Raw genomic sequence first — 16,645 nt, 5'->3', positions numbered from 1 at the left:
TGGGAACGGAAGCCCGGCCGTCAGAGAGCCGGAAAGTGATCCGATGCCCGTCCTTTCCACCCCCGTTCCCTCGCCGCCCGCCTCGACCGTGACGGGCGTGGCGCTGCGCCTGCTGAACCGACCCGGACCGGGGGTCGTGTCCCTGGTCGGCGCGGGTCCGGGCGATCCCGAACTGCTGACTCTCAAGGCGCTCAGGGCCCTGCAGGAGGCCGACGTCGTCATCCATGACCGGCTGGCCCCGGCCGCCGTCCTGGAACGGGCGCGCCCCGTGGCCCGCCGGATCTACGTCGGGAAGCAAAGGGGCGAACACTCCGTCCCGCAGGAGGAGATCGCGGCGCTGATGATCGCCGAGGCCAGGGCCGGGCGTCGCGTGGTGCGCCTGAAGGGCGGCGACCCGTTCGTATTCGGCCGGGGCGGCGAGGAACTGGAGGCGGTGCGCGCCGCGGGGATCGACGTCGTCGTGGTTCCCGGCGTCACCGCCGCCCTGGGCTGCGCGGCGGCCGCCGGGATTCCGCTGACCCATCGCGACCAGGCCCAGGCCGTCACCTTCGTGACCGCCGAGACCCGGCCCGGCGGCGCCGGTCCCGACTGGGCCGCGCTCTCGGCCGTCAACCACACGCTGGCCATCTACATGGGCGTGGCCGGCGCGGCGACGGTGCAGGCCGGCCTGCTCGCGGGCGGCCGGGCGGCCGACACCCCGGTCGCCGTGATCGAGAACGGGTCCCGTCCCGATCAGCGCATCGTCACCGGACGGCTGGACGGGCTGGCCGGGCTGATCGCCCGCGAGAAGATCGTCAGTCCCGCGCTGCTGATCGTCGGCGAGGTCGCCGCCTGGGCGCAGCCGCAGACAATGCTCCAGGAGGCGGCGGCATGAAGATCGTGACCGCGAACCGCCTTTCCGACGGCCGGGTGATCTACGTCGACCCGTCTGGAGACGCGGTCGAGGCGCTTGATCAGGCCGGCCGGTTCGACGGCGAAAACGCCGACGCCGCCCTGTCGCGGGCGGCCCGAGAGCCCGCGATTTTCGTCAATCCATATCTCGTCGAGGTCGATGACGGGCGCCCCTCGGGCCGCGACCGGTTCAAGGAGCTGATCCGCTCGCAGGGCCCCACCGTCGGTCACAGCCTGGGGCGGCCCTGATGTACCGGTACGACGAGTTCGATACGGCCGTGGTCCGCGAGCGGATCGAGGAATTCCGGGACCAGGTCTCGCGCCGGGTGTCGGGAAGTCTGACCGAGGACGAATTCAAGCCGTTGCGGCTGATGAACGGGGTCTACCTGCAACTCCACGCCTACATGCTGCGCGTCGCGGCGCCCTACGGGACCATGAACGGCCGGCAGCTCCGCCGCCTCGCCCACATCGCCCGCGTCTACGACAGGGGCTACGGCCATTTCACGACCCGCACCAACATCCAGTACAACTGGCCCGCGCTCGTCGACGTCCCCGCCATCCTGGAGGAGCTGGCCGAGGTCGAGATGCACGCCATCCAGACCTCCGGGAACTGCATCCGCAATGTGACCACCGACGTCTTCGCCGGTTGCGCCGACGACGAGATCGAGGATCCGCGGCCCTGGTGCGAGATCCTGCGCCAGTGGTCGACCATCCATCCCGAATTCTCCTTCCTGCCGCGCAAGTTCAAGATCGCGGTGATCGCGGCCCCGAAGGACCGGGCCGCCATGCGCACGCACGACGTCGGCCTGCAGCTGGTCCGCGGCGAGTATGGAGAGACGGCCTTTCGGGTGTTCGTCGGCGGCGGCCAGGGCCGGATTCCCCATCTCGCGCAGGAGATCGCGCCGGCGGTGCCGGGGCGCGACCTGCTGGCCTATCTCACCGCCATCCTTCGCGCCTGGAATCTGCTGGGCCGGCGCGACAACATCCACAAGGCCCGGATCAAGATCCTCGTAGCCTCGCTCGGCATCGACGCCTTCCGCGAGGAGGTCGAGCGGCATTTCGCCACCCTGCGGCGCGAGGATCTGCGGATTCCCGACGAAGAGATCGCCCGCATCCGCGCCTATTTCGCTCCGCCGCCGTTCGCGGACCTGCCGCGGACCAGCGGCGCTTTTGACCGGGCATCGCTGGCGGATCCGGACTTCGCCCGCTTTGCGCGCAACAACGTCCGGCGTCATCGCCAGCCGGGCTATGCGACCGTCATTGTCTCGCTCAAGCCCGTCGGAGGGGTTCCCGGCGACATTACCGCCGACCAGATGGACCTGGTCGCGGACCTCGCCGAGCGCTTTTCGTTCGACGAGGTGCGGGCGGCCTATGAGCAGAACCTGGTCCTGCCCCATGTCCGACTGGACGACACGCCCGATATCTGGCGGCGGCTGGCCGAAGCCGGCCTGGCGACCCCCAATGCGGATCTGGTCACGGACATCATCGCCTGCCCCGGACTGGACTACTGCAGCCTGGCCAACGCCCGGTCGATCCCGGTCGCCCAGGCCCTGTCCGAGCGGCTGGCCGACCTCGACTATCAGGAACGGCTGGGCCCGATCCGGGTGAACATGAGCGGCTGCATCAACGCCTGCGGCCACCATCACGTCGGCCACATCGGCGTGCTCGGCGTCGATCGGAAGGGCGAGGAATACTACCAGATCACCATCGGCGGTTCGGCGGATGAAACCGCCGCCCTCGGCGAGATCGTGGGCCGGAGCCTGGCCGCCGACGAGGTCGCGCCGGCGCTCGGGCGGGCGCTGGACCGCTATCTGGAGCTCCGGCGCGAGGGCGAAACCTTCCTGGACGCCGTTCGCCGTCTGGGCGCCGATCCGTTCCGGGACGCCATCTACGGGGCGGTCGATGCAGTGGCTTGAGACTGCTCCCGACGGCGCGCGGCTGCCCGTGACCACCCCCTTGGCCGAGGTGGAGGCCGCCGCGCGCGAAGCCGGGGTGCTGGTTCTGGAGTTCGACGCCTTTCGCGATGGACGGGGGTTCTCCCTGGCGGCGGTCCTGCGCGAGCGGGGCTATCGCGGACGGCTGATCGCGGATGGGCGCCTCATTCCCGACCAGGCCCGTCACCTGCGCCGTTCCGGGTTTGACGGCGTGGTCCTTGGCGCCAAGGCAGACATCGACGCCTGGACGCGGATGGATTCGGCGTTCAGCGCGACCTACCAGCCCGTCGAGGACCATACAGCGCCGATCTGGCGCCGTCGCCAACTCACGCAACACAGGCCCGAGGCCGTCGTCGAGAGACTGGACCGCGCAACGCGCGGCGCGGGGGCCGAGGACATTCTCCGCGCCGCGCTGGATCCCTCTCTCGGGCTGAAGCCCGCGGTCCTGTCGTCGTTTGGCGCGGAGTCGGCGGTCTTGCTGTCCCTGGTCGCGCGGATCGATCCGTCCACGCCGGTGGTCTTCCTCGACACCGGCATGCATTTCCTCCAGACCCTGGCCTACCGCAAGGCGCTGTCGGAGCGCCTGGGCCTGACCGATGTCCGGCTGGTGACGCCCGATGCGAAGGAGCGCGCCGACCTCGATCCACGCGACGAACTGTGGCGCGCCGATGCGGACGCCTGCTGCGGCCTGCGCAAGGTCCGGCCGCTCGAGCGGGCGCTGACGGGCCTGGACGCCCTGATCACCGGCCGCAAACGGCATCAGACCGCCGAACGCGCGGGCCTGCGTCCCTTCGAATTGTTCGAGGGTCGCATCAGGATCAACCCGCTGCACGACTGGTCGGAGGAGCGGCTCCAGGCCTGGTTCGACGCCGAAGACCTGCCAGGACACCCGCTCAGCGACCAGGGCTATCGGTCGATCGGTTGCCGGCCCTGTACGCAGGCCGTCGAGGCGGGCGAAGAGTCCCGTCTCGGCCGCTGGTCGGGCGCCGCCAAGACCGAATGCGGTATACATCTGGGTCGCCGCGCACTCGCCGTCGGCTGATCTTCCCCCTTCTCCGTTCCCAGAGGCATTCCCTTGACGTTCCGACGATCCGTCATCGACCTGATCGGTCAGACACCGCTTCTCCGGTTGAACCGCCTGTCGGACGCGACCGGGTGTGAGATTTTAGGCAAGGCGGAGTTCCTGAACCCCGGCCAGTCGATCAAGGATCGCGCCGCCCTGTCCATCGTTCAGCGGGCCCGGGCGTCGGGCGAGCTGCGTCCGGGCGGGACCATCGTCGAGGGCACCGCCGGCAATACCGGGATCGGTCTGAGTCTGGTCGGAGCCGCGCTGGGACACCCGGCCGTCATCGTCATGCCGCGCACCCAGTCGGAAGAGAAGAAACTGGCCCTGCGGGCCCTGGGCGCCCGGCTGGTCGAGGTGGACGCGGCCCCCTTCTCCAGCCCCAGCCATTTCGTTCATCACTCGGCCCGTCTGGCGCGAGAGCTCGACGCCGAGCTTCCGGATGGCGCCTTCTGGGCCAATCAGTTCGACAACGTCTCCAATCGCCTCTCCCACTACGAGGGGACCGGCCCGGAGATATGGGAGCAGACGGGAGGCCGCATCGATGGCTTCGTCAGCGTCGTCGGGTCCGGCGGCACCCTGGCGGGGGCGGGAAGCTTCCTGAAGGAACGCAATCCGGAGATACAGGTCGCCCTCGCCGACCCGGCCGGCGCCTCGCTCTACAGCTGGTTCACCCGCGGCGAGATGAAGGCCGAAGGCTCCTCGATCACCGAGGGCATCGGGGTGGGCCGGATCACCGGCAATCTCGAGGGCTTCACGCCGGACCACGCCTTCCGGATCGAGGACGCCGAGTTCCTGCCGGTCATCTTCGATCTGGTTCGGGAGGAAGGACTGTCCCTGGGCGGATCGAGCGGAATCAACCTGGTGGGCGCCGCGCGGCTCGCCCGCGAACTGGGTCCCGGCAAGACCATCGTCACCCTGCTGTGCGACCCGGGCATCCGCTACGCCTCGCGGCTGTTCAACGTGGACTATCTGTCGGCGCGCGGCCTGCCGACGCCGGATTGGCTGACGCCGGGTCGGGCGATCGCCTGAATGCAGGATTTCCTGCTGTTCGCGGCCGTCGGCTTCGCCGCACAGATCGTCGACGGGGCGCTGGGCATGGCTTTCGGCGTGATCTCATCGACCCTGTTGCTCAGCCTCGGCACGCCGCCGGCCATCGCCTCGGCCAGCATCCATGCCGCCAAGGTTTTCACCGGAACGGCGTCGGGCCTGTCCCACCTGGCCCAAGGGAATGTTCGCTGGTCGCTGTTCTGGCCGCTGGCCGTCGGAGGCGCGATCGGCGGCGCGATCGGCGGCGTCTTCCTGACGTCGGTGGACGGCGACCTGATCAAGCCGTGGGTGCTGGCATGGCTCGGGCTCATGGGGGTGGTCATCCTTGTGCGGTCCGCCCGGGAAATCCGGCTTCGACACATGGCCTCCGGAGGCGCCGCCCCCCTCGGCCTCGTGGGCGGCTTTCTCGACGCACTGGGCGGCGGCGGGTGGGGCCCGACGGTGACGACCACCCTCGTCAGCGTGGGCGAACCGCCGCGTCAGGCCGTAGGCACGGGCGCCGCCGCCGAAGCCGTCGTCGCGGCCGCCGTCTCGACCACCTTCGTCGTCGCCCTGGCCACGGGTCATTGGCGGGACCTCGATGACCTGGGGCAGTATGGAACCTCCGTCGCCGGCCTGATAGCCGGCGGCGTCGTCGCCGCGCCCCTGGCCGCCCGCATCGCCCGGGTCCTGCCCGTCCGGCCCTTCGCCTGGTTGATCGGGCTGCTGCTCCTGCTTCTGGCGGTCATCCAGTTGGCCGGCCCCAGCGGGAATCCCTAGAGTCCACAGCTCCTAGGGCTGCAAGGCCCACTCCAGCTGCACCCAGGCCTTGCGGACGTCGGCCTGGAAGCCGTCGGCGTCATAGTCGGCGTATTTGACCGTGACCACGAACGGTCCCGGTTTGAAGCTGACCAGGGCGTCCCATTCCCGGCCATAGGCCCGACCGCCGCCGGAGCTGTCGAAATCATGGAGGGCGAGGCTGGCGGAGAGTCCCGGCAAGGCTTCGACGCCCGGAAGCGGTCGCGTGAGGGTCAATGACAGGTCGCGCAGGCCCTCGGGCGGGGTGGTCGTGAACACATCGGCCCAGCCGTTGAACCTGTGCAGGGTCGCCAGCGGCGTCTGCAGGCCGCGCCCCTGGTCCGCCCCCAGGTCCTCAAGAGTGGCGGTGAACGTGAATTCCGCCACAGCGGTCGTGGCTTCGACCAGGACATAGTCGGCCGCATAGTCGGAGGGGTTGGTTCCGGCGTCGGTCTGGCGCGCATAGCTGGCCGTCAGCGAGACCGGGGCCAAGCCGGGCACGGAAACGGCGCCGTTGATGCGGACGCCCATGGTGTCGCTCGAGCTCATCGCCTGGAGCGGGTCGTCGAAGTCGAGCAGATAGGCGAAACCCTTGACGGTGAATGGACCCGCCGTCCCGCTGGCGCCGAACAGGGCGAAGTCGCCGGACCAGGCGCGCCGGGGCCCGGCATCCGCGCCGAGAATCGTCCTTTGCGAATTGCCGTAGGCCAGGTCGAGCTTCAGGGCGCCGAGGCGGCCTTCGGCCCGGACCGCGTCGAAGGTCTGCTCGTTCTGACGCCAGCCGGACGCGCCGACGAAGCGCTGGTCGTCCAGATTGATCCGCTGGCGACCGACCGTCACGGTCAGGGGCGACGTGGCGTAGCGCAGTTGCAGCCGGTTCAGCTCGATGGTTTCGGGATCGGCCACATTGGCGAACGGCTCGACGCCATTGGTCGGGATGGCGTCGTTGTAGTCGTCGCGCAGGGCGACGGTCGCCTCCCCTTCGGCAAGGATGGACCAGGCTCCGCTGGATATCTCGACCCCGGGACGCAGACGCAGGGTCGCGGCCCGGGCGTCGGTCAGCGGCGCGTCGCGGTCCACGGCCTCATACCGCAGCCGGGCGTCCAGCGACGGCTTGAGGACGACGCCATCGGACGGGGCCGCCGCCGGGGCCGTCTGCGCCATGGCCGGGGTGGAGAGGGCGGCGAGACAGGTCGCGGCGAGAAGGGCGGCAGGTTTCATGGGCGTGCATCCTTGCTGGACATGAGTCGTCGGGCCGGCGGGAGGCCGGGGACGGAAGGCCGGCTGAACGGGACTCGGCGGCGACCGTCAGCCCGACGGGGGGGTCGCCTCCGCAAGCCGGGGGGAAGACCGCAGATTCGCCATTGGCGCATACTGTTCGCCGGCCGCCCCGCTCACCCGCGCCGCCCAGGGATCGTCCTGGCTGAAGCTCTGGGCATGGAGGAATCGCGCCGCCAGGGCGGCGCGGCCCTCGGCGTCGTCGACGATCCGGGCCCGGATGTAGTCGATCCCGACCCGCTCGATCCACGGCGCGGTCCGGTCCAGATAGCGCGCCTCCTCGCGGTAGAGCTGGATGAAGGCGGCGCAGTAGTGCAGCGCCTCGGCCTCGGTGGCGACCTTGCACAGCAGGTCGGTGACCCGGACCTTGATGCCGCCGTTGCCGCCGACGTGCAGCTCGTAGCCGCTGTCGACGCAGACGATCCCGAAATCCTTGATGGTCGCCTCGGCGCAGTTGCGCGGACAGCCTGACACCGCGATCTTGAATTTGTGCGGCATCCACGAGCCCCAGGTCATCCGTTCGGTCTGGATGCCCAACCCCGTGGAATCCTGGGTTCCGAAGCGGCACCATTCCGAACCGACGCAGGTCTTCACCGTACGCAGGGACTTGCCGTAGGCGTGGCCCGAGACCATCCCCGCGGCGTTGAGGTCGGCCCAGACGGCGGGCAGGTCCTCCTTTTTGATGCCGAAGATGTCGAGGCGCTGGCCGCCGGTCACCTTGACCATGGGGGCGTTGAATTTCTCGACCACGTCGGCGATCGCCCGCAGTTCTCGCGGATTGGTGACCCCGCCCCAGATGCGCGGGACGACTGAATAGGTGCCGTCCTTCTGGATGTTGGCGTGGACCCGTTCGTTGACGTAGCGGCTCTGCAGGTCGTCGACGTATTCGCCGGGCCAGGCGCACAGCAGATAGTAGTTCAGCGCCGGCCGGCAGGACGCGCAGCCGTCCGGGGTGGACCAGTGCAGCTTCTGCATCGCCTCGGGGATGGACTTCATCTGCTGGGCCACGATCTCGCGACGGACGTCGTCATGGCCGAAGCTGGTGCATTTGCACATCGGCCGGACCTCGCGTTCGCCGGCGTAGTCGTCGCCCAGGGTCAGGGCCAGCAGGTTCTCCACCAGACCCGTGCAGGCGCCGCACGACGAGGAGGCCTTGCACCCGGCCCTGACCGCATCGAGCGTCACGGCTCCGGCCTGGATCGTCTCTATCACGTCGCTCTTGCACACTCCGTTGCAGCCGCAAATCTCGGCGTCGTTCGGCAGGGCCGCGGCGGCGGCGACCGGATCGAACTTCCCGGCTCCGGCGGCGGCGGCCTGGCCGAGGATCAGCAGGTCGCGCAGGCCGCCCACGTCCTCGCCGCGCTTCATCAGATCGCAGTACCAGGCGCCGTCGGCCGTATGGCCGTAGAGGACCGCGCCGATGACCCGGTCGTCGCGGATCGCCAGCCGCTTGTAGATCCCGCGCGCCGCATCGCGCAGCACGACGTCCTGGACGCCCTCGCCGCCGGAGAAGTCGCCGGCCGAGAAGACGTCGACGCCCGAAACCTTCAGCTTGGTCGAGACCACCGAACCTCGATAGCCGCCCGGCCGGTCGGTCAGTCCGTCGGCCAGGGCGCGGCACATGTCCCACAGGGGGGCGACAAGGCCCTGGACCTCGCCGTCGTGCTCGACGCATTCGCCGACCGCGAGTATGGCCGGATCCGAGGTCACCATGTGGTCGTCCACATGGATGCCGCGCCCGACCGCCAGCCCGGCGGTCCGGGCCAGTTCCGTCCGCGGCCGGATGCCGACGGCCATGACGACCAGACTGGCCGGGATCGTCCTCCCGTCCTTCAGCGTGACGCCCTCGACGCGGCCGTCGCCGACGATCGCGGTGGTGTCGGCCCCGGTCAGGATGGTCAGCCCGCGCGCCTCCAGCGCCGACTTCAGCAGCCAGCCGGCCGCCTCGTCCAGCTGGCGCTCCATCAGGGTGGATTCCAGATGGACGACGGTGACCTTCATCCCGCGCCGGCTGAGACCGTGCGCCGCTTCCAGCCCGAGCAGGCCGCCGCCGATGACGACCGCCTCGCCGCCGGCCTCCGCCGCCGCCAGCATCCGGTCGATGTCGGCCATATCGCGGAAACCGACCACCCCCTCGAGGTCGCGCCCCGGCAGGGGCAGGATTACCGGATCCGAGCCCGTCGCGATGATCAGCCGATCCCACCCCACGGTGCGGCCGGATCGCGCCGTGACCGTCCTGGCGGGCCGGTCGATGGCCGTAACGGGGTCGCCGAGCACCAGGTCGATATCGTTGTCCGCATACCAGGCGCTGTCGTTGATGACGATGTCGTCGAAGGCCTTCTCACCGGCGAGGACCGACGACAGCATGATGCGGTTGTAGTTCTCCAGCGGCTCGGCCCCGAAGATCGTGACCCGGTAGCGGCCGGCGTCGCGCGCCAGGAGCTCCTCCACCGCCCGGCAGCCGGCCATGCCGTTGCCGATCACCACCAGATGCTCGCGCGGCTCGGGGGACAGGCCCGCCGGCCGATCGAGGACTTCTGCGAAACCGTCCATCGCGTCGCTCCAGAAACGAAAAAGGCCGCCATGCGGACGCCGGTTTCCCAGCGCCTGCATGGCGGCCTTGCCATTCACCGATCACCCCGGGGGGGGTGCGATGGTCCGGACGTCCCGACAGTGGGCGGCCGGACGAAATTTGCGCGGGCAGCCTTGCCCGCCCGTGGACGGTGCCTCGTTCCCGGCGGATCGGCAAGCCCAAATTTTGCACTGCAACAAAAAGTCCCTTCCCGACGTCCGGATTTTGCGCCCATCATCGCGCGCCCGCCCTCCCCCGCGTACCGTCCCCGGAGCCGACCGCCATGCGTGTCTTCCTCGCCGCCCTGCCGATGGACCCTGCCCGGGTGGTGATCGTCGGCGCCGGAGAGCCCGCCCTCGCCAAGCTGCGTCTGTTCCTGACCACTCCCGCGACGCTGGTCTGGTTCGCGCCCGGCGAGGCCCCGGCGGCGGAGGTCACGCCCCGATCCGCCCCCGCGCCCGAGCGCCGCATGCCCGGCCCGGCCGATTTCGCCGGAGCCCGGCTGGTGTTCATCGCCGTAGAGGACGAGGGCGAGGCCGCGCGTCTCGCCGCCGAGGCCCGGAGGGCCGGAGCGATGGTCAATGTCGTCGACCGGCCGGCGCTGAGCGACTTCCACACCCCGGCCCTGATCGACCGCGATCAGGTCGTGGTCGCCATCGCCACGAGCGGCGCGGCCCCGATCCTCGCCCGCGACCTGCGCGCCCGGATCGAGGCTGTCGTGCCCGCCTCCGTCGGCGCCCTGGCCAGTCTGGCCGGCGAGCTGCGTGACACCGTCAAGGCCTCGGTCCCGGACTTCCTCGCCCGCCGCCGCTTCTGGGAGCGCGCCTTTCGAGGCGCCGCGGCGGACCTGGCGGCGGCCGGACGTCTCGACGAGGCCCGCCGCGAAATCCTGCGCGAGCTCGAGGCTTCGGAACCCGGCGCCGGCTCTGTGGCGATCGTCGGCGCCGGGCCCGGCGATCCGGAACTGCTGACGCTCAAGGCCCTCGCCACCCTGCAGGACGCCGACCTGTTGATCCACGACGACGCCGTCGGCGACGCGGTCCTGGCCCGGGCGCGGCGCGATGCGTCGCGGATTTCGCTCGGGCCCGTCGGGGCAATCCCGGAGGCGGAGGTCGAGGCCCTGATGGTCCGCGAGGCGGCCTCCGGCTGCCGGGTGGTCCGCCTGCACGCCGGCGATCCGGGCGAGCCCGGACGCCGCGAACAGGCCGCCCTGGAAGCCGCCGGGGTCGTCGTCACCGTCGTCCCCGGCCTGACCGACGGCTGACATGCGCATCGCGATCGTCGATGACAGTGGACTGCGCGCCAGCATCCTGAAGGATGGACTGGTCGAGGCGGGCTATGACGACATCGAGGTCGTCGCGCCGCACGGCGCCTTCGTCGCCCGGCTCGAACGCATGGCCCCCGACATCGTGCTGATGGACCTCGGCGATCCCAGCCGCGACGCCCTCGAGGAGATGCTGGCCGTGAGCCGCGCCCTCGCCCGGCCGATCGCCATGTTCGTCGATCGATCCGACGAGGCCATGATCGGCGCGGCCATCGACGCCGGTGTCTCGGCCTATGTCGTCGACGGCCTGCGCAAGGAGCGCGTCAAACCGATCCTCGAACTCGCCATCCGGCGGTTCAACGCCTTCTCCGCGCTCCGGGCCGAGCGCGACGAGGCCCGATCCGCCCTGGCCGAACGCAAGATCGTCGATCGGGCCAAGGCCATCCTGATGCAGGAGCGCGGCCTGTCGGAACCCGACGCCTACGCGCTGTTGCGGTCGACGGCGATGAATCAGGGCCGCAAGCTGGTGGAGGTCGCCGACGCCCTGATAACCGCCCACGCCCTGCTCGACCCGCCCCAAGGAGGCGTCCGGTGATCCCGCTTTCCATCGCCTTCCTGCCCCTCACCGACAGCGCCATCCTGGCGGCCGCGAGGATGGGCGGGTTCGCCGAGGACGAGGGCCTCGACCTGACCCTGGTGCGCAGCACCTCCTGGGCGACAGTGCGCGACCGGCTGGTCTATGGCCAGGTGCAGGCCGCCCACATGCTGGCCCCGCTGGCCGTCGCCGTGACCCTCGGCCTCAGCCAGCAGCCGGCGCGGATTCTGGCGCCCTTCCGGCTGGGGGCGAACGGCAACGCCCTGACCCTGGCCCCCGACTTCGCGGCGGCGCTTGACCCCTCACCCCGCAACCGTGTCGACGATCCCGTCGCCACGGCCCACGACTTCGCCTCGGCCATCGGCCTGCACCGGCGCAAGCCGGTCATCGGCGTGGTTCACCGCTTCTCCAGCCATGCCCTGATGCTGCGCTACTGGCTGGCGACGGCGGGCGTTGATCCGGACCGCGACATGACCCTGCGCGTCCTGCCCCCGTCGCTGATGGTCGAGGCGCTGCGGGCCGGAGAAGTCGACGGCTTCATCGCCGGCGAGCCCTGGGGCAGCCTGGCCGTGGCCGAGGGCCTGGGCGAGATCGCCGCCCTCGGGGTCAATCTCTGGCGCCGTGGCGTGGAGAAGGTCCTGGCGGTCCGCGCCGACTGGGCCGAGGCCAACCCGGAGACCCAGGACCGCCTGATCCGGGCGCTCGACCGCGCCGCCGTCTGGTGTGACGACCCGGCCAATCATGAGCTCCTGGCCCGGATGCTGGCCCACCCTGATCACCTCGACCTGGCGCCCGAACGTATCCTGCCGGCGCTGGAGGGTCGCCTGATCCTGCAGCGGGGAACGCCCCCGGTCGAGGCGCCGGACTTCCTGATGTTGCACCGGGAGGGCGCCAATGCGCCGTCTCCCGACCATGGCCTGTGGATCTACGCCCAGCTGGTCCGGTGGGGCATGGTCTCCGCCAGCCGTGAGGCCCAGGCGGCGGCCGCCGGCCTGTTCCGGCCCGACCTGTATCAGCGGGCGCTGGGCCTCGGGCCGGCCGCTCCGCCGGCGTTCGACGTCTTCGACGGGCGGCGGTTCGATCCGGCCGATGTCGATGGTTACATCGCCGGCTTCGGAGCCCCCGGACGGCCCTGAACGGCGCCTGTGCGGTTGCGACCGATTTTTTGCACTTGCGAAGTCAGCCGGAATGAGCAAACCTTGGTCCTGACGCAGCGATGCGTCCCATCCGGAGCGCCGCCCCAATGACGGGGCGACCTCCACCACAGACAGCACAGCCGCTGTCCGAGTCCCGCCAGCGCGGGGGTCGGAGAGCGGCTTTTTTCGTGTTCGGACCCAGGCCCGGACACCGGGAGCAGGACCATGATGACCGGCGACTGGCTCGACATCGGCGCTCTGGCCGACATTCCCCTGCGGGGCGCACGCACCGTGCCCCTCCCCGGCGGGGAGGAGGCGGCGGTGTTCCGTACCGGCGAAAATCAGGTCTATGCCCTGATCAACCGCTGCCCTCACAAGAAGGGTCCGCTGGCCCAGGGCATCGTGCATGGCGACAGCGTCACCTGTCCGCTGCACAACTGGGTCATCTCGCTCGAAACCGGCCACGCCCAGGGCGCCGACCGCGGCTGCGTGCCGACCCTGCCGGTGGCCCTGGTCGACGGACGCGTGCTGATGGCCCGCTCCGCCTTGCCGGCGATGGCCGCCTGACATGGGCTCGTCACCCCCTCGCCCCGCCGCCGCAGAACCGGTCATCAGACCCGGCGAGGTGTGGCTGGTCGGGGCCGGCCCCGGCGACCCCGAACTTCTCACGCGCAAGGCCGCACGCCTGATCGCCTGCTGCGACGTGGTGTTTCATGACGCCCTCGTCGGCCCCGGCGTCCTCGCCCTCGTCCCGCCCCATGTCGAACGGATCGGCGTCGGCAAGCGATCCGGCCGCCACTCCCGCCGCCAGCCGGACATCAACGATGCATTGACGGCGGCGGCGCTGGCCGGCCGGCGGGTGGTGCGGCTCAAGGGCGGCGATCCCTCGATCTTCGGCCGCTCGACCGAGGAGATGGCGCATCTCGTCGCCCAGGGCATCCGGGTCCACGTCTGCCCCGGCGTCACCGCGGCGAGCGCGGCGGCGGCCTCCGGCCAGGTGTCCCTGACCCTGCGCGGACTGGCCCGCCGACTGACCTTTGTCACCGCCCATGCCCGCGACGGCGAGGCCCTGTCGCTCGACTGGCCCGCCCTCGCGGCCGCCGACACGACGCTGGCGATCTATATGGGCCGGGCCGCCGCGCCTGAGATCGGCCGCAACCTCATCGCCGCCGGGCGGACCGGCGACACCCCGGTGATGGTCGCGGTCGACGTCTCGCTGCCGACCGAGCGGATCATCCACGGCCGTCTCGACGCCCTCGCCTTTCTGGTGGCCGCCGTCAGCGACGACGACCCGACCCTGCTGCTGATCGGCGAGGCCGTGGCCCCATCTCCGCCCGCGCCGCCCGCAGCTTCGACCGACCTTCGTCGGCGACGCCCGAACCCCGCTTCCCTCCTCCTGACACGGAAGGCCTGACGCCATGTTCAAGGATACGGTCGCCAAATTGTCCGACCTCTCGGTCGCCAAGGCCAGGGCGCTCGAGGACAATCCGCTCGGCTACTTCATCGCCGCCGCGCTCGCCGGCATCTATGTCGGTTTCGGCATCCTGCTGATCTTCAGCCTCGGATCCGTGCTCGATCCCGCCGTGCGGCCGCTGGTGATGGGAGCCAGCTTCGGCCTCGCCCTGATCCTTGTCGTGTTCGCCGGTTCGGAACTCTACACCGGCCTCACCATGATCATGGCTCTGGGCCGGCTCGAGGGAAAAGTCGGCAGCGGCCAGCTCGCCCGGGTCTGGGCCGCCAGCTGGGTCGGCAACCTCGTGGGCGCCCTGCTGCTGGGCGCGATCTTCGTCACCGCCGGCGGCGGGGCGATCACCGGGGCCGCCAGCGAGTTCATCTACAAGGCCGCCGCCGCCAAGATGGACGCCAGCGCCGTCGAGCTCTTCGCGCGGGCGATCCTGTGCAACTGGCTGGTCTGCCTGGCGCTGTGGATGTCGAGCCGGATCGCCAGCGAAACGGCGCGGATGATCGCCATCGCCTGGTGCCTGTTCGCCTTCATAGCCTCTGGCTACGAGCACTCCATCGCCAACATGACCGTGTTCGCGGTGGCGCTGCTGTCGCCGCATCCCGACGGCGTGACCTGGGCCGGGGCGGGCTGGAACCTGCTGTGGGTGACCGCCGGCAATACGGTGGCCGGGGCCCTGTTCATGGGCGCCCTGCCCTGGCTGGCGAGCCGTGAGGCCCGCGCCCCGGCCAGGGCCGCCTCGTTTGACCGGCCGACGCCCGCCGTCGAAGCGGAAAACGCCGCCGCCTGATCGTGGCGTACACAATCCCGTTGGCTTGACTGTTCCACCATTACATTCGCCCGCTTCCTGAAAAGAGAGGCCGCACCAGGGCTACCGCCTGGCGCTTGACCGTCTGAAAGTCTGAGCCGGAAGCGGAAGACAATTTGTCGTCGGACCGACGGCGCCGCCACCGGCTCCCCCCGGCCGGGCCCCGGCGAGTTGCGGGTCCGGGGGGCGGCTCACTCCGGGCGGGCGGGGCGCCGGGACGCCCGGAGCGTCTTCACGTCGCGCGCCAGCCGGATCCAGAGAAGCACGATCCCCGAAACGACGACGCCCAGGGTCAGGGCCGTGGTGACGATGATCAGGGGGTGGTTGAAATCCTCGCCGTCGTCCCAGTCCATGACATGCAGACGCCAGAAGAAGTCGAAGAGCCGCCAGACCCCGGAGCGGCGGGTCACCACCTCGCCGGTGGCCGGAGACAGGTAGAAGCTGGTCCTTTCGCGGTCGGCGAAATCCACGCGCCACAGCGGCCCGGCGCGGCCCGTCTCCTCGGGGGCCTCGGGCAACAGGGCGACGCCCGACACCGTCGCCGTTCCGCGGTAGGCGCGGCGGGCGAAGGCCGAGGCCTCGGCGGGCGACAGCGGACCGAAGGGCCGGCCGGTCAGGGCCGATACGATGACCGGCTCGCCGCCGGCGGGCTGCAGCGTCCAGGCCGGGCCCCGGGGGGTGGCGCGCAATTCCGCCGCCACGGGGGCCACGCCGGCGCGCCGGGCGATCTCGCCGAGGGCCGGCAGGCCGCCCAGGGCGAGCGGCTCCGGCTTCGGTTCGGCCACGCGATGTTCGCTGCGCACCGTCTCGATCGGGATGGCGGTCATCACCAGGCCGCCGCCGACCCAGAACAGGACCTGGAGGCCGACCACCAGGGCGATCCATTTGTGCAGCTGGGTCGAGAGCTTGAGAACCTTCATGACCGCCTTCATCCGGCCCGGCGAACGGGCCCGGGCCGGGAAGTGTTAGACGGCCGGCCCGCCCCCGTCACCCCGTCGGGGGAGGAGTCCGGGAAGGCGGCGCGACCGTTGGGCGACGGGCGCCCGCGCCTTCCCGGCCCGGACCGCTTCAGAAGGCCTTGCGCACGGTCAGGCCGACGATGCGCGGCTGGCCCACGGTGTAGCCGAGGCGGGCCCGGCCGCCGCGCTCGCGGTCGAACGACAGCAGCGGGTTCTCATCGAAGACGTTGTTCACATAGACGACGAGGTCGAGGCCGCTGTCCATCTCCACGCCCGCGCTGAGATTGACGATCTCGTAGCCGGGCAGCTCCAGGTCGAGAACCGTGGCGTCCGCGCCGGACGCGCCTCCGAACGGCAGGCCCGAAACGAAGCTGCGCGGGTTGTTCTCCTGGTCGCTGGCCTGGGTGTAGCGGCTGCCGACGTGCTGGAAGGAGACGGTGACATAGCCGTCGGCGTTCGGGGCCGCCTGCCAGGTGTAGGTGGCGTTCAGCGAAACCTGGAACTCCGGAACCGACGGCAGGCGGTTGCCCTCGCGGATGCCGCCGATGACGTTTCCAAGGCCGTCGCGGACGGTGGAATCGAACTCGGCCTCGACCCAGCTGCCGGACACCCCGATGTCCAGGCCCGGCGCGATCTCGCCGGAAAGCTCCGCCTCCAGGCCCATGGTGTGCGCCTTGGGCACGTTGAACACGACCCGCGACGAGCAGGAGCCGGCGTCCAGGGTGGTCTGCAGGTTCTCGATGTCGGTGTAGAAGGCGGCGGCGTTGACGGTCATGCCGCCGAAGCGCGACTTGACCCCCGCCTCGTAGTGCCACAGCGTCTCGTCCTCATAGGACTGGAAGCCCTCGATGATGGC

At 70.6% G+C, this 16,645-nt stretch carries 16 protein-coding genes; 12 read left to right on the top strand and 4 right to left on the bottom strand.

Annotated features, from left to right (window positions below; translation table 11 throughout):
• The first annotated feature begins 43 nt into the window (after window positions 1-43).
• Genes cobA (Q0588_RS04025) through Q0588_RS04000 form a run of 6 tightly spaced genes read left to right on the top strand, consistent with a single transcriptional unit; the run spans window position 44 to window position 5,697 of the window.
• Complete coding sequence (gene cobA, locus Q0588_RS04025) at window positions 44-874, top strand: uroporphyrinogen-III C-methyltransferase (protein WP_298744004.1); 831 nt, start codon at window positions 44-46, stop codon at window positions 872-874.
• Window positions 871-1,140 (top strand): DUF2849 domain-containing protein, encoded by a 270-nt coding sequence (locus tag Q0588_RS04020; RefSeq protein WP_298744002.1) that lies wholly within the window; start codon window positions 871-873, stop codon window positions 1,138-1,140. Before cobA (Q0588_RS04025) ends, Q0588_RS04020 begins: the two co-directional genes overlap by 4 nt.
• The gene (locus Q0588_RS04015; protein ID WP_298744001.1) at window positions 1,140-2,807 is read left to right on the top strand and encodes a nitrite/sulfite reductase; all 1,668 of its coding nucleotides are present in this window, start codon (window positions 1,140-1,142) and stop codon (window positions 2,805-2,807) included. The genes Q0588_RS04020 and Q0588_RS04015 overlap by 1 nt, the downstream gene beginning before the upstream one ends.
• Before the next feature lie 28 nt (window positions 2,808-2,835).
• Window positions 2,836-3,867 (top strand): phosphoadenylyl-sulfate reductase, encoded by a 1,032-nt coding sequence (locus Q0588_RS04010; RefSeq protein WP_298743999.1) that lies wholly within the window; start codon window positions 2,836-2,838, stop codon window positions 3,865-3,867.
• A gap of 33 nt (window positions 3,868-3,900) precedes the next feature.
• On the top strand, window positions 3,901-4,920 hold the full coding sequence (locus Q0588_RS04005) for a cysteine synthase A (protein ID WP_298743997.1): 1,020 nt from the start codon (window positions 3,901-3,903) through the stop codon (window positions 4,918-4,920).
• On the top strand, window positions 4,921-5,697 hold the full coding sequence (locus Q0588_RS04000) for a sulfite exporter TauE/SafE family protein (protein WP_298743995.1): 777 nt from the start codon (window positions 4,921-4,923) through the stop codon (window positions 5,695-5,697). It abuts the gene before it with no gap.
• A gap of 12 nt (window positions 5,698-5,709) precedes the next feature.
• On the opposite strand, the gene Q0588_RS03995 is transcribed toward Q0588_RS04000, so the two are convergent.
• Both Q0588_RS03995 and nirB read right to left on the bottom strand, forming a co-directional pair.
• Window positions 5,710-6,936: an alginate export family protein gene (locus tag Q0588_RS03995; RefSeq protein ID WP_298743993.1), complete on the bottom strand. Its 1,227-nt coding sequence runs from the start codon at window positions 6,934-6,936 to the stop codon at window positions 5,710-5,712.
• An 87-nt stretch (window positions 6,937-7,023) separates the two neighbouring features.
• The gene (gene nirB / locus Q0588_RS03990; RefSeq protein WP_298743991.1) at window positions 7,024-9,546 is read right to left on the bottom strand and encodes a nitrite reductase large subunit NirB; all 2,523 of its coding nucleotides are present in this window, start codon (window positions 9,544-9,546) and stop codon (window positions 7,024-7,026) included.
• A 302-nt stretch (window positions 9,547-9,848) separates the two neighbouring features.
• Between nirB and Q0588_RS03985 the strand changes: the two genes are divergently transcribed.
• The 6 genes from Q0588_RS03985 to Q0588_RS03960 all read left to right on the top strand — a co-directional run bounded on the left by Q0588_RS03985 (window position 9,849) and on the right by Q0588_RS03960 (window position 14,812).
• On the top strand, window positions 9,849-10,829 hold the full coding sequence (locus Q0588_RS03985; protein WP_298743989.1) for an SAM-dependent methyltransferase: 981 nt from the start codon (window positions 9,849-9,851) through the stop codon (window positions 10,827-10,829).
• A gap of 1 nt (window position 10,830) precedes the next feature.
• A complete protein-coding gene (locus tag Q0588_RS03980; RefSeq protein ID WP_298743988.1) occupies window positions 10,831-11,424 on the top strand; it encodes an ANTAR domain-containing protein in 594 nt (197 codons plus the stop codon).
• Window positions 11,421-12,560: a CmpA/NrtA family ABC transporter substrate-binding protein gene (locus tag Q0588_RS03975; RefSeq protein WP_298743986.1), complete on the top strand. Its 1,140-nt coding sequence runs from the start codon at window positions 11,421-11,423 to the stop codon at window positions 12,558-12,560. The genes Q0588_RS03980 and Q0588_RS03975 overlap by 4 nt, the downstream gene beginning before the upstream one ends.
• Before the next feature lie 225 nt (window positions 12,561-12,785).
• Window positions 12,786-13,127 (top strand): nitrite reductase small subunit NirD, encoded by a 342-nt coding sequence (gene nirD, locus Q0588_RS03970; RefSeq protein WP_298743984.1) that lies wholly within the window; start codon window positions 12,786-12,788, stop codon window positions 13,125-13,127.
• A 1-nt stretch (window position 13,128) separates the two neighbouring features.
• Window positions 13,129-13,974 (top strand): uroporphyrinogen-III C-methyltransferase, encoded by an 846-nt coding sequence (cobA, locus tag Q0588_RS03965; RefSeq protein WP_298743982.1) that lies wholly within the window; start codon window positions 13,129-13,131, stop codon window positions 13,972-13,974.
• Between the two features lie 4 nt (window positions 13,975-13,978).
• A complete protein-coding gene (locus tag Q0588_RS03960) occupies window positions 13,979-14,812 on the top strand; it encodes a formate/nitrite transporter family protein (protein ID WP_298743980.1) in 834 nt (277 codons plus the stop codon).
• Between the two features lie 209 nt (window positions 14,813-15,021).
• On the opposite strand, the gene Q0588_RS03955 is transcribed toward Q0588_RS03960, so the two are convergent.
• Window positions 15,022-15,750 (bottom strand): PepSY domain-containing protein, encoded by a 729-nt coding sequence (locus Q0588_RS03955; protein ID WP_298743978.1) that lies wholly within the window; start codon window positions 15,748-15,750, stop codon window positions 15,022-15,024.
• A gap of 148 nt (window positions 15,751-15,898) precedes the next feature.
• Window positions 15,899-16,645, bottom strand: a 747-nt coding sequence (locus tag Q0588_RS03950; RefSeq protein ID WP_298743977.1) for a TonB-dependent receptor, incomplete at its 5' end; no start/stop codon positions are given.

Origin of the sequence: uncultured Brevundimonas sp., assembly GCF_937870815.1 — a bacterium.
Classification (GTDB): domain Bacteria; phylum Pseudomonadota; class Alphaproteobacteria; order Caulobacterales; family Caulobacteraceae; genus Brevundimonas.
Note: the sequence above shows the minus strand (reverse complement) of the source record. Positions and strands in the feature narration are given on the sequence as shown.

What these genes read in the sequence shown, in the direction of transcription:
- Q0588_RS03995 (WP_298743993.1), bottom strand. Translation starts at nt 6,936, where the DNA reads ATGAAACCTGCCGCCCTTCTCGCCGCGACCTGTCTCGCCGCCCTCTCC.
- Q0588_RS03980 (WP_298743988.1), top strand. Translation starts at nt 10,831, where the DNA reads ATGCGCATCGCGATCGTCGATGACAGTGGACTGCGCGCCAGCATCCTG.
- Q0588_RS03985 (WP_298743989.1), top strand. Translation starts at nt 9,849, where the DNA reads ATGCGTGTCTTCCTCGCCGCCCTGCCGATGGACCCTGCCCGGGTGGTG.
- cobA (WP_298744004.1), top strand. Translation starts at nt 44, where the DNA reads ATGCCCGTCCTTTCCACCCCCGTTCCCTCGCCGCCCGCCTCGACCGTG.
- Q0588_RS04020 (WP_298744002.1), top strand. Translation starts at nt 871, where the DNA reads ATGAAGATCGTGACCGCGAACCGCCTTTCCGACGGCCGGGTGATCTAC.
- Q0588_RS03955 (WP_298743978.1), bottom strand. Translation starts at nt 15,750, where the DNA reads ATGAAGGTTCTCAAGCTCTCGACCCAGCTGCACAAATGGATCGCCCTG.
- Q0588_RS04015 (WP_298744001.1), top strand. Translation starts at nt 1,140, where the DNA reads ATGTACCGGTACGACGAGTTCGATACGGCCGTGGTCCGCGAGCGGATC.
- Q0588_RS03960 (WP_298743980.1), top strand. Translation starts at nt 13,979, where the DNA reads ATGTTCAAGGATACGGTCGCCAAATTGTCCGACCTCTCGGTCGCCAAG.
- nirD (WP_298743984.1), top strand. Translation starts at nt 12,786, where the DNA reads ATGATGACCGGCGACTGGCTCGACATCGGCGCTCTGGCCGACATTCCC.
- nirB (WP_298743991.1), bottom strand. Translation starts at nt 9,546, where the DNA reads ATGGACGGTTTCGCAGAAGTCCTCGATCGGCCGGCGGGCCTGTCCCCC.
- Q0588_RS04000 (WP_298743995.1), top strand. Translation starts at nt 4,921, where the DNA reads ATGCAGGATTTCCTGCTGTTCGCGGCCGTCGGCTTCGCCGCACAGATC.
- cobA (WP_298743982.1), top strand. Translation starts at nt 13,129, where the DNA reads ATGGGCTCGTCACCCCCTCGCCCCGCCGCCGCAGAACCGGTCATCAGA.